The 12,699-nt window shown below is 62.6% G+C and carries 8 protein-coding genes; 3 read left to right on the top strand and 5 right to left on the bottom strand.

From position 1 onward, the window contains the following. Positions 1-80 precede the first annotated feature (80 nt). The 5 genes from PLN84_RS07405 to PLN84_RS07385 form a co-directional block, all read right to left on the bottom strand. Complete coding sequence (locus PLN84_RS07405) at positions 81-2,102, bottom strand: DUF2298 domain-containing protein (RefSeq protein ID WP_292385839.1); 2,022 nt, start codon at positions 2,100-2,102, stop codon at positions 81-83. A gap of 340 nt (positions 2,103-2,442) precedes the next feature. Next, positions 2,443-3,216 carry a hypothetical protein gene (locus PLN84_RS07400; RefSeq protein WP_292385841.1) on the bottom strand — a complete coding sequence of 258 codons (774 nt, stop codon included), beginning with the start codon at positions 3,214-3,216 and terminating at the stop codon, positions 2,443-2,445. A gap of 527 nt (positions 3,217-3,743) precedes the next feature. Then, complete coding sequence (locus PLN84_RS07395) at positions 3,744-3,902, bottom strand: hypothetical protein (RefSeq protein ID WP_299953317.1); 159 nt, start codon at positions 3,900-3,902, stop codon at positions 3,744-3,746. A gap of 109 nt (positions 3,903-4,011) precedes the next feature. Next, on the bottom strand, positions 4,012-7,191 hold the full coding sequence (locus tag PLN84_RS07390) for an LAGLIDADG family homing endonuclease (protein WP_292385845.1): 3,180 nt from the start codon (positions 7,189-7,191) through the stop codon (positions 4,012-4,014). Between the two features lie 11 nt (positions 7,192-7,202). Further along, positions 7,203-8,171 (bottom strand): replication factor C small subunit, encoded by a 969-nt coding sequence (locus tag PLN84_RS07385; RefSeq protein WP_292385861.1) that lies wholly within the window; start codon positions 8,169-8,171, stop codon positions 7,203-7,205. A 184-nt stretch (positions 8,172-8,355) separates the two neighbouring features. Between PLN84_RS07385 and PLN84_RS07380 the strand changes: the two genes are divergently transcribed. Genes PLN84_RS07380 through PLN84_RS07370 form a run of 3 tightly spaced genes read left to right on the top strand, consistent with a single transcriptional unit; the run spans position 8,356 to position 12,571 of the window. Further along, positions 8,356-9,126 carry a hypothetical protein gene (locus PLN84_RS07380; protein ID WP_292385847.1) on the top strand — a complete coding sequence of 257 codons (771 nt, stop codon included), beginning with the start codon at positions 8,356-8,358 and terminating at the stop codon, positions 9,124-9,126. A 6-nt stretch (positions 9,127-9,132) separates the two neighbouring features. Then, the gene (locus PLN84_RS07375) at positions 9,133-9,894 is read left to right on the top strand and encodes a metallophosphoesterase (RefSeq protein WP_292385850.1); all 762 of its coding nucleotides are present in this window, start codon (positions 9,133-9,135) and stop codon (positions 9,892-9,894) included. Beyond that, positions 9,842-12,571: a DEAD/DEAH box helicase gene (locus PLN84_RS07370; RefSeq protein WP_292558537.1), complete on the top strand. Its 2,730-nt coding sequence runs from the start codon at positions 9,842-9,844 to the stop codon at positions 12,569-12,571. Before PLN84_RS07375 ends, PLN84_RS07370 begins: the two co-directional genes overlap by 53 nt. Positions 12,572-12,699: the final 128 nt, after the last annotated feature.

Genomic DNA, 12,699 nt, shown 5'->3' with positions numbered 1-12,699 from the left:
GTGGAAGTCCGCCGCGATGAGAGGCTTTCCTGCCGGCCGCAATCGATCGAGTAATGCGTACTATGCGCCAGGCCCGTCGCTCATGATACCCGGTACACGATTGTAGGTCCCGACCAGTATACCGGCTCGACTTCCCCGCACTCCGCAAGCGTTTTCAGGCCGCTCCCGTACTTCACCCGCTCCGTCTCTCCGACGAAGATGTAGCGTACATTGTACTTCGCAAAGAGCGCTTTCGGGTTCTCCGTGTACATTCGGTCGACGTCCAGAGACCGTCGCTCGATCTCTTCCCATCCCCGCCCCCACATTACTTCGTGGGTACGCCACCCGATAACCGTGGGAAGCCCCGTGAAAGCCGATACCCGCGACGAGTAGGTGTACGCGTCCCCGGGGGCTTCCAGGACCACATCTCCGCTCTTCGCCGTCTCTCCAAGCCAGCAGAGTGCGGCATAGTCGTCGGGTTTCTGCTCTTTGAGCCATGCTGCCCCGTCAAACGTCAGCGTTCCGGTGCCACCCATGTATCCTGCGCCGGGCATGGCTATGAGCGATCCAACCGGATGAATAGCAGCAACAGCTATCAGGACGACCGCTCCCGCCACCAGAACCCTGCTTCGTATCCGGGAGAGGAAGTACGCCGACGCCACCCCCAGGAACACCCACGCCTGAAGATACAACTTCATCACGGTGTTCAGGCGCTCAAACGGCTGGCCGTAGGCATCGTTGATGAAGAAGACCTCGCAGAAAACAATCATCAGCAGGGCGATACCGGCGAGCATGGCCGGGTACTCGTCGTTAAACCATGCACGATAGAAGAACGGGAGGGCGAGAAGCGGCAGTACCGCCAGCGGAAAGTTCAGTGAGCAGGCGACGAGCGCAACGCCGACGACCACGGCCGCCGCGAAGATATCTTTTCTGGAAAATGTATGCAGGTCGATCAGGTATGCAAGCGCCATGAAGGCAAAGACAGCGAATATGAGAAGGAAACCGGTCATATCCGTTCTCTGGCCGGGATCGACGACGCCGACCAGCCCCGTGAGCAGTGATGCTGCGAAGATGCAGCCCGCGAGCCCGATGACGAAGAGAAATGCTTTCTTCTTTGTCGCGACATAGGCCGTCCCGGCACAGAGGAAGAGACTGGCGGGAAGGCTCCAGGCATTCACGCCGACGAGGAATGCGGCGGTGACGAGAGCTGTTGCGAAGGTCGCCCACGAGAAGTTTCTGGAGAATGCGAGGCACAGCCCGACGAGGGCCAGCTGGAAAGGAATCGATACGAAATGGGCGTGCAGGTCTCCCTGGAGAAAGGTATAGAACGGGTAAAAGGTGATCGTATGGGGAATCACGCCTGTCGCGGCCGTGAAGTCGAAGGAGGAGAGCCATTCAGGGAGCGATCCTGAGAATGTGTGGAACTGGAGGATATCCGTTCCGCTCACATACGCCAGCAGGTGTACAAACCCTGCCGGAAAACCGGAAACCATGGTGAGAAACGCTGCAACGAACCCGTACAGGTACCGCTCGGTCAGGTTGAGCCCGATGCCGAATGCCGTCTGCACGCCCATGGCAAAGAAGGCGGCAACGGCAATATTGTAGCCGACGGCAGCCTGCACCCCGGAGAGCGCGATAAGGACGGCGGCGGTCAGGTGTCCAAAGTAGTAGTAGGTCAGGCTCATGCCCGCGGACCAGGGATCGGCGGGCGGCAGGAAATCGGTCCGCAACAGGGACTGGAGAAACGCCGCATCCATGAAGTCTTCGGAGTACCCGAAGTAGATCTCCGGTTTCTGCATGAGGAAGAGTGCCGCGAGAAGAAACGTCGCGACGAACAGTCCTTCCTGCACCAGCAGTCCCCTCTCTATCTTCAGGTCGCGGCGGTGGTAGACGACGAGCGCGGCCAGAGCAATGAGGACGAACAGACCGATATATACGCCTGCGGCGAACGTGACCAGCCGGAGGGATGAGAGCAGCCAGGCAACGAGGGAGACGATGACGATCCCGACCGGCCGGGCGAGCGAGTAGCCGGTGTCCCGCAGGTTCCCGGCCAGGGTCCGGACTATCGGAAACGAAAGGAGACCTATTACTTCGAGGACTACGAAGAAGGCAAGCAGGTCCATCCGGTCACGCCTCCTTCCCCGCGAGACCCGACGGGGAGGCGGCACCCGGCATCTGCAGGTCGTTCTCCGTTTCGGGGGCTGCGCCAGCAGTTTGAATCATTTCGGGCAGGTACGCTTCGCCGGAAAGCAGCACCCGGTCGTACACTGTTCTCCCCGGTTCTCCCTTTTCCACTCTTGGTGGGATGCGTTCTGCCGTGATCTCACGTTCTACCGGTTTGGGGGGGACAGCCAGCGCCGGCGGAGACGGTGGAGTGGCGGTAGAGACACGATCTGCGGTGTCCATCGTTTCGAATAATCTGTTAGGTTGGACGGGGCATCCTGCACAGGAACAAGCACGATATCACTTTTTCTTGCCCTGAAGGACCAATAACGCTCCCAATATCCCGATAATACCTGCCTGCAGACAGAATCCCGGAACCTCCTTCCCGGATGGCTCCAGCTCCAGATCGAGCTCGTTCGTCAGGTTTTCAAAAATTATCTCGCGCTGGAGGGGGAGGTAGCCCTCTTTCTGAACGATGATGGTCTGATCGTACCCGATTGCTTTTTCGATCAGATACCTGCCGTCTCTTCCCGTTGTGTTCGTCACCGAGAGGGGTTCGTCATCCAGCTCAAAGACCGATTCAAATCGCATGGATGCGTTGTGAATCGGGTTGCCTTCAGGGTCCGTCACCCTGCCCGAAACGTTGATCGCCCGCGGCGGAGGTATTCCGCTGTGGATGGTCACGTTCAGGCTTTTTTCGGCCCGGTTTCCGAGGTTGTCGGTCGCTATGACCGTGATCCTGTTCTCCCCTTTAGAGACCGGCACGGAGCACGCGAACGTCGTTTCGTTCCCGCACGAAACTTCCCCTATCTCGCTTTGAACAACCACGCTCCGTATGCCGGATGGGGCATCGATCTTGCCGAGAACCGCAACGTGGGGCGGAACGACATCGATCCAGCCCTCAGCTCCGTCGGTCGGGGAGGTGACGGTGATGGTTATCGGCGCATCGATACCGGTGAGGGGTGCGTTCCCGCTATTTTCTTCACTCGCACTCACCACCGTCACGACGCCCATGCTCGCCAGCAGCACGGCGAAGAGCATGGAGAGTGCCCGCATTCCGATGGTTCCGTTCATGAGTTTTTCCTCCTGTATATTACCGGAGGCAAAGGAGACACAATCCTAAAATACAAGGAGTGCAAACTTATCTCTTGCCTTCGGGTAGTGGGGGGTTCATCCGGCCTTGGACGGATTGGGTGAGCCTCCGCGGTTTTGCAAACGCTGTTTTGAACATCCGCACAGTAACCTGAACGTTTGGACATTTATGTTTTCTGTCCTATTTCTCTACACGTCTATCGGTTGTTTGCAGAAGTGGGGCGATCCATCCCGCCCTGTGGGATGCGGATACAGGAGAGAGGCTGTCTCATCTGGTTAAGTCCTGCAAGAGTGACCTCGCCTAACGACAGTAAGTACATTGACCGCGTCGGGGGCAGGGGACCACCACGCTCCGGATCGTCACATAGCCCGCCAGAAGTCGGGACGACTCAGAGAAAGGGTTCTTGATCGCGGCCCCTTCCCCGAGCAGATAGGAGAAAGGACGGGCGGGGCACCGCAGATGGCGGGGTTTGCCTCGCACCGGAACGCTTCCGGGCCGCCCGGCATCATCAACCGTCGCTGTATCTCCCATTTCCACTCATCCTCCTGTGTAGATCCTGGATACGGGGTATGGCGATGAGGTTCTCCCGGGCGAGACGCAGGCGGATGGACAGGTGTAGGAAGTGATCCGGGCTTGCCAACGCCTTCGGCCGGGTCTGGATGAACATCGCCGCGCTCATTGTCTTCCCTGCGGCCTTCTTCGCCGCGACCTACGTGAAGTTCATGCGGATGGGTATTCAGGTGAAGATCGGGCACCTGCACCGCCGGGGTCGCAGCCTACCCGATCAGCTTCACCAGCCCGTGCCGGGGCTCGAGCACCTCGCCGCCCCGTTTCAGCTGCTCGAGGGTATGCTCGACCTTGTCGCGGGAGAAGCCCTGCTGCACAAGGATATCGATGACCTCATCGACCCTCGCCTGGCCGCCGGAGTCGCCGGAGACGTTCCGGATAGCCTCCTTGACCGACCGGATGATGTCGCGCTGCGACTTCGTGACCCCGGTCACGAGCTTATCGATATCGAAACTCCCACTCTCGGCGTCGTAGGCGACCTGCCGGAGACAGGCGTCCACGATCTTTAAGATCCGGTCGGTGTCCTCCGTGTCGACGGTGTTGGAGAGTCGCATCCGTGCGCTCGCCTCCGCAAGCCGGACCAGTGCCTCGAGTTGCCGGGCGGTGACCGGGACGGGCTTGTTCCCGCTCGCGAGGTTTCGCAGACGCATGTAGTAGGCGATCAGCGCCTCCTGGGCACCGCTGGAGAGGATGGGGAAGCAGGTCCTCTTCGCATAGGCAATATACTTCCGGAGCAGCGTCGGGTCGATGTCGGGGATGACGGGCGCAAGCGCCCGCTCGATGTACGCCTCATCGACGTCGGGCAGCGGCGTGTAGGCGTGCTGCTTGATCAACTCGCCGACGGAATGCGTCTTGATGATGTGCTGCGCGATCGCCCCGTCGCGCTCGGCCTCGGGCTGGTCGGTCATCACGAAGATGAGGTCGAACCGGGAGAGTAGCGAGGGCGGCATATCGATCTGCTCCCCGATCGGGACGAACTGGTCGAACCTCCCCAGTTTCGGGTTCGCCGCGCCGAGGAGGGCGCACCGGGACTTCAGGGTCGCGGTGATGCCGGCCTTTGCGACCGAGATCGAGTTGCCGCACCAGATCGGGATGCCGTTTCGCCGGATATAGAGGGTGTGATTCGGGACCTCAAGGCAGTAGATCATCCCTTTGTAGAGCCGTTTCTCGATATGCCGCTGCCCGTTTGTGTTGATGTTCGGCTCGTTCTGGCCGTCGCGGATGAAGGTCACCTGGTAGATATCGTGGGTCGTGGTCGTGGTCCCTCCCCGCGGATTGGCCGCGGCGGTCCCGGCCTCCTGCATGAGATGGACGTTCCCGGACCACCCCTTCTTCAGCAGGAGTTCGGTGACGTCGTCGGCAAGCCTCTTTGAGGAGGTCGTGTAGATCGAGACCCCGGTCGTCTTGTTGACGTAACCGTCCCCGAGCATGAGCGCGTCGAGCAATATCACTATCTGCTCCGGGGGGAGCCGTTTGGCATAATCAGGGACGTATTTCTCGTGGCATCTGCCGAACGGCGCGAGGTGCTCCGCAAGTTGCTTTGCGCTGATCGCGAAGTTCTTGCCGTCGTAGGAGAAGTTAAACGGCAGCCGTTCGAGACACTGCCGGATTGTCTCGGCTGATTCGGGGTTCGTCTGAGATACGATCACGCGGTAGGGGACCCCGGTCCTGGAGTGCCGCTGGACCGACCCCTCGGAGAGGAAGTAGCCCAGGAACTCAAGCCAGTCGTCCATCCTGACGAGGATGGGTTCGGTGAGCCTCCCTTCGGCGTTTTGGTTCGCGAACTTGACGACGGGCGGGATCTCGTAGGTCTCCTGCCGTTCTCCTGTCCATACGGCGTTCTTCTTGAACCGCATCCGCTTGTGGATGGGGATCTCGTCCATGCGGATGAACCGGAACCCCTCCCACTCGTCGGCGCGCCGATTCAGGTTGACGTACATCCGGTGGTTCGGCGTGACCGCGAGGTCAACCTGCCGCGATTTGACGTAGTACAACTCTCCGTCGTACTCTGATACCACGAAATTGGACGGGGATGCGTACTCGAGCCTGCCGTCGGGAGAGAGGGTTGCGACGCGATCGTCTGCGGTTACGTCCCGAAAGAGTTTCCACCCACTCTCCGTGAGAACCTCGGTCTCGTCGTCGTAGCACTGCTGTTCCATCGCCTCGTGCAGCGCGCTCCGGTCCTCTTTCGCCATCTTGTCCATCTCGTCGACGGCGGCGATACCCATATCGGCGAGGACCAGCGCACCGGCCTCGAGCGTCCAGCGACCGTCGCCGAACTCGTCCTTGACAGCCGTCGCCGTCAACCCGGCGGACGTCGACGACTTCCCGCTCGTGTAAATTCCACGGGGCGAGAGTTTTACGACGTAGCGCAATATCTGGCTCTTTGCTATACCCGGGTCGCCGACCAGGAGGACGTGGACGTCGCCGCGGAGGCGGGAGCCGTCCGGCATCTCCTTCGCGATACCACCGAAGAGCTGGAGAGCGATCGCCTCCTTCACGTCGTCGGTCCCGTAGATCGTCGGCGCGATCGACCGGGCGATCTTCTTGTAGACCATCGGGTCACGGGCGAGTGCCATGATCTTCGCCTCGTCCTCCTCGGTGATCGAGACCTCTTCGAACTCCTTCTCGGCGATCTCGATCGAGTTACATTCAAGGTAGATGTCAAAGAGCGTGCTCTTCTGGCCGGAGTTGACCCGCTGCACCGACCGCAGGATGCCGTTCACCACCACCCGGTCGCCCGGCGAGACCATCCCGGTGAGGTCGTCGGTGACGTCGATATCGAGCGTCTGGGGCTGCTCGCCGCCCCGGAGCCCCTCGGGCGACTCCTGGATCCGGAGTTTCTGGGCGTCGACGAACCGGCACCGGTTCATGATCAGGTCGAGCCGGGTCTTCCTCTCGCAGTTCGGGCAGAAGTCGGGCTCATCGAACCGCCCGTAGCCCTGCGGGACCGGCTCAGTGTTCTTTCCGCAGGAACGGCACCGGAAAACCGCGCTGACGATCCGGGGGCGCACCTCCGTGGTCTTCCTGAGGATCCCCTCGATGCCGACGAATGTGTTGATCTGATCGGCCCTGATGTCCCGGACGTCGGTCTTCTGCGGCAGGTTCGTGAACCGGATATTGAGCTGCTCCGGGTCCTGGCTGTCCTTGAGTTTTAAGAGTTTGTTCTGGACGATCGCGTCCCGGATATCCCCGATGACCTTGCCGGGGTTCCGCAGGAGCTCGAATGCCAGTTTGTTGTTCAGGATCTTGCGGTAATCGATGATGAGCGACCGATTATGGGGATACTCGCGGGAGAGCTCGGCGAGCTCCCGCTTGTACTGTTTCTTTAAAAACTTCGTCCACTCACCGACGTTGTCGGTGACTTCGACGGTTACCTCTTCATCCACGGCTGGAATCCTCACCGGTTCTGCCCTGCAGCGAGGACGAACCGGGCGAGCAGCGCCTCCATCTGGATGTCGCTGCTTGCCCCTTCCGAGAGGCGGAAGTCGGTCTCACCGAGGGCATCGATCAGTCTCACTTTGAGCGTCCGGTCGATGTCGCGCTGGACGAGCGCCCGGTAGCACTGGTTAATCAGTTCGTTCGGGGCGATGCCCCGGCCGCGGGTCAGTTCGCTGAGCGCCAGCTCGGCCTCATCGAATCTTCCCGCTATCGAGAGGTCGAGGAGTTCGTCGATCTCCGCCGGACGTGCCGTCGCGGTGATCTGGTAGACCGTCTCCTCGTCGATGGCGGGCCGGATGATGGCAGCGCCCTGCAGGGCGTTGATCGCCTTCCTCATATCCCCGGAGGCCACGTAGACGATGGCGTCGAGCGCCCCCTCCGTGACGGTGAGGCCTTCGGTTGCCGCGATCCGCCGAACTTCCTCGATGACGGCCTCCCTATCTAGCGGCCTGAACCGGTAGATGGCGCACCGGCTCTGGATGGGGTCGATAATCTTCGAGGAGTAGTTGCACGAGAGGATAAACCGGCAGGTCCGGGCGTAGGTCTCCATTGTCCTTCTGAGAGCCGCCTGGGCGTCCGTCGTGAGCGCATCCGCCTCATCGAGGAAGAGAATCTTGAACGTCGCGCCGGCAAGCGGCGACGTCCGGGCGAACTGCTTGATCTGGTTCCGGACGACGTCGATGCCGCGCTCGTCTGAGGCGTTCATCTCCCGGAAGTTCATCTGCCAGGAGTCGCCGAAGAACTCCCGCGCGAGCGCCACCGCAGCGGTCGTCTTTCCTATCCCCGCGCTGCCCGTGAAGAGGAGATGCGGCAGGTTGCCGGTCTTCACGTACGATTGAAGACGCACCACGATATCCTTCTGTCCGACCATCTCGTCGAGTCTTCTGGGCCGATACTTCTCTATCCAGATGGTGTGGTTGTCGTCCATTTGCATAGGGTATTGGCGCTCGTGCATCGTAAAAGCATCGTTATCCTCTCTCCAGTGATCCTTTTTAGAGGGTTGAGGTGAATAAAATAGGTACAGAACTCTATGGAAATACCATGAGTTCGTGTGGAGTTCCGACCCGGCGGTACCCCGGGACCAGGACTCCTTTCGGAACGGACAGAAACGCATGGAACCTGCAGAACGGGTATTTGCACGAGACTTCTCCGCGGCGCGGCACACGGTGGACGCCGGGGGCGGCCGGGACGGCTCATACGTGGTGACGCCTGCCGGCGCCTGGTGTCGCCGCCTCTTCATCGTCGGGGCTCTCACCGAGCGTAAGGGAAGCGGCGACCTGATGCAGGCCCGGATCGCCGACCCCACCGGGACGTTCCGGATCACGGCGGACTGGCAGCGCCCGGACGCGGTCGAGACGCTCGACCGCATCGAACCGCCCGCCTTCGTCGCCGTCACCGGCCGGGCGACGCTCACCGGAACCGGCGAGAGAGCGCATGCAGCGGTAGACGCCGAGGCTATCAACGTGGTGAACCGCACCGTCCGCGACCTCTGGGTGCTCTCGACCGCCGGCGCGACCCTCGACCGGCTCGAAACGCTCGATAAGGCTCTCCGGGACGGCGGTGACGAGCGGGCCGCGACCGTCCTCCGGCTCTACGACACCACAGAGAAGGGTCTTCGGGAGATGGCCGGGATGGTTCGGACGGCGCTTGAGAGCGTCCGGCCCGATACCGCCCCCGATGAGATCGCGCCGGTCGTCGAGCGAGACCTCCTCCTTGCCGCCCTCGTGGACGAGGGAGGCGCCCGGGGCATCGCGGTCGAGGACGCCGTCGCCGCCGGGGTGCGGGCCGGCCTCTCCGCACGGGACGCGAAGCAGGCGCTCGAAGAACTCCTCGCCGAAGGGGAATGCTACCAGCCCGCATCGGGCATGATCAAACGTATCTGACACAATATGCACCTGCATTTTATTGAGAGCGGCCCGGCCCTTCTGGTCGAGCAGGACCGGCGCGTGCTGGTCGTCGCCGACCTGCACATGGGGATCGAGTCGGGCCTCGAACGTCACGGCGTCCACATCATGAGCCGGAGCGCCGCCCGGGTCGACCGGGTGGTCGCCTGCATCGAGGAGACAGAGCCCGACCTCCTCCTCCTCCTCGGCGACGTCAAGCACAACGTTCCGGTGACGAGCAGGCAGGAGTACCGGGAACTCCCCGGTGTCCTTGAGACGTTCCGCGACCACGTACCGATTTCCGTCGCCCCTGGAAACCATGACGGGGGTATCGGGCGGTTCCTCGAGCCAGGTGAACTCCTGCCCCCCGGCGGTGCGCTCGTCGACGGTGTCGGCTACCTCCACGGCCACACCCATCCCGCCCCCGAACTCTTCGGTCACCTCATCGTCCTCGGCCACCACCACCCGGTCGTCTCCCTGATAGATACCGTCGGGTGTGCCGCACGCGCCCGGCCGGCCTACCTCTACTCGGGGATCGACGGGCCGTGCCTCCTACAGGGGGCAGAGGCGCCTCCTGGAGATCGCACCCGGCTCCTCTTCGTCCCGGCCTTCAACGAGTTCGCGGGCGGGATCGATATCCAGCGGCTGCAGAAGAGCGGGCTCGGCCCCCTCTCCCGGTGCATAAACAGAACGACTGCGGAGGTGTTTTTAGCAGATGGCACATACGTCGGCTCCCCGGCCACGCTCTGCCCCGCAGACGACCGCTGACCTCCTCGATCCGAGGGTGCGGGAGGTCGCCCGGCGGCGCGGATTTACCGGGCTCTCCGAGGCCCAGGAGCAGGCCATCCCGCTGCTGCTCGAAGGCAGAAACCTCATCCTGGTGGCACCGACCGGCACGGGTAAGACTGAGAGTGCGATGCTCCCGGTCTTCGACCGGCTCCTTGAGACCACCGGCCCGGGATTCAAGGCGCTCTACGTAACACCGCTCCGGTCCTTAAACCGGGACATCCTCACCCGGATGGAGTGGTGGTGCCGGGAACTCGGGCTCTCGGTCGGCGTCCGGCACGGGGATACGCCGCAGAACGAGCGGCGGAAGCAGGCGCTCAACCCGCCTGACCTCCTCATCACCACGCCGGAGTCCCTGCAGGCGATCTTCATGGGCAAACGCCTCCGGGAGCATCTCAGGCATATACGGTACGTCATCATCGACGAGATCCACGAGCTCGCCGACAGCAAGCGGGGAGCGCAACTCGCGGTAGGGCTCGAACGCCTGGCCGCCTACACGGGGGAGTTCCAGCGGATCGGCCTCTCGGCGACCGTCGGAAATCCCGACGAGATTGGCCGGTTCCTTTGCGGGTCCCGACCGTTCTCGCTCGTCGAGGTGCCGGTGGCGAACAGCCTCGACATCAGCGTCCGGTTTGCCGGGGAAGACTTCGCCGCCCAGACACGGGCCGTCGGGAAGTGCCTGGACGCGCCCGGCTCGACCCTCGTCTTCGTCAACACCCGGGTGACCGCCGAGGCCCTCGGCCACCAGCTCTATCCCCGCGGGGACGTTGAGGTCCACCACGGCTCGCTCTCGCGGGACGTCAGGGTCGACGCCGAGGAGCGGTTCCGGATGGGCGAGATCCGGACGCTGATTGCCACATCCTCGATGGAGCTCGGGATCGATATCGGGCATATCGAACACGTCGTCCAGTTCGGATCGCCCCGCCAGGTCTCGCGCCTGGTGCAGCGGGTCGGCCGGGCCGGCCACCACCTCGATACCATCTCGCGCGGCACCGTCCTTGCGACGGGGTTTGACGACCTCCTGGAGTCGTTCGTGATCGCACGTCGGGCAAGAGCGAACGAGTGCGAGCGGATCGTCCCGCCCGCCGACGCCGCCGATGTCCTGGCAAACCAGGTGGCGGCGATCGCGGTCGAGTACGGGGAGATCGAGGTCTCCCGCGTCCGGGAGATGATCGAACGGTCGGGCGTCTTTACCGGGTGCGGGCCACTTCTTGACGATGTCTGCCGCCAGATGGCGGAGCACCGGCTGATCCGGCTCGACGGGACCCGGATCATCCGGACGGGACGGGCCCGGCGTTACCTCATCGAGAACCTCTCGATGATCCACGACGAGCGGAAGATGGAGATCTTCGATATCGTCTCGCGCCGGACGGTCGGGACGCTCGACGAGTCGTTCGTCCTCGGGTGGATGCACACCGGGGCGGTCTTCATCACCAAGGGCCAGCTCTGGCGGGTGCTCGATATGGAGGGAGGCAAGATCACGGTCGAGCCGGCCACGAAGGCGAAGGGGGAGGTCCCGTCATGGGAAGGTGAGCAGATCCCGGTGCCGTTCGCCGTTGCCCGGGAGGTCGGGGCGCTCCGGAGGACCCGGACATTCGACCGGTACTCGGATCTCCCTCCCGCCATCGCTTACGCGGAGCGGTGGATTGCCCGGATGGACGAGGGCAACTACCCGGTCCCTTCGGACCAACTTGTCACCATCGAGAACACGGACGAGGGAGTAGTCTGCAACGTCTGCGGGGGGCATAAGGCGAACGAAGCACTGGCCCGAGCGCTCTCGGTCCTCCTCTCAGCCCGCTACGGGACGGCCGTCGGGATCGAGGTCGGCGCCTACCGGTTCCTCCTCCGCCTGCCTAATAACGTCCGCTCACTGGAGGTGCAGGAGACCATAGCCGCGCTCGAACCTGCGCATCTCCCGGGGATCCTGAAACTCGCCCTGAAACGGACGGCGCTCTTCAAGTGGAAACTGGTGCAGGTGGCAAAGAAGTTCGGCGCCATCGATGCGGATGCCGACTACGAGCGGTTCAGCATTCACCGGCTCATCGACCTCTTCGACGGGACCGTCATTGCGTCCGAGGCCTACCGTGAGCTCTTCAGCAACTCGATGGACGTGGATGCGGCGCAGGAGATCCTCTCAGGCCTCCGCGACGGCCGGATCGCCGTCACCACCGGGCGGTTAAGCCCGCTCGGGAGCGAGGGGCTCTCCTCCTCGCGGGATATGATCCCGCCGCCGATGGTCGACCAGGCGGTTATCGGGACGCTGATGCGGCGCCTTGAGAAGGAGAACGTCGTCCTCTTCTGCATGAACTGCCGGAAGTGGAAGAGCCGGACCGTCGTCGAGCGGGTCCCCGACCGCCCGCAGTGCCCGCTCTGCAGCGCCCGCCTCATCGCGGCGTTAAAACCCTGGGACGAGCAGCTCATTCCTGCTATGAGGAAAAAGGACAAGTCCGAGGAAGAACGAGCGATCGAGATTCGATTCCTCCGGAACGCGAACATCGTCCTCTCCAGCGGCAAGAAGGCGGTGACCGCCCTCGCCGCGAAGGGTGTTGGCCCGGAGGCAGCGTCCCGGATCCTCGCGACCCTCTCCGAAGGGGACGCCTTCTACCGGGAGATCCTCAAAGCCGAGCGGAACTATGTGAAGACGCATCGGTTCTGGTGAGCGACGGGCCCGAAACCCAAAGGGTTTCGGGGCCGGAGCTTGAGAAAACGCGAAGCGTTTTCGAGTAGCGACGGTTCATAGAACCGGAGGGTTTCGGGGCCGGAGCTTGAGAAAACGCGAAGCGTTTT

Source organism: Methanoculleus sp. (assembly GCF_035363275.1).
GTDB lineage: Archaea > Halobacteriota > Methanomicrobia > Methanomicrobiales > Methanoculleaceae > Methanoculleus.
The sequence above is the reverse complement of the archived record's forward strand: the minus strand, read 5'-3'. Positions and strand labels throughout refer to the sequence as shown.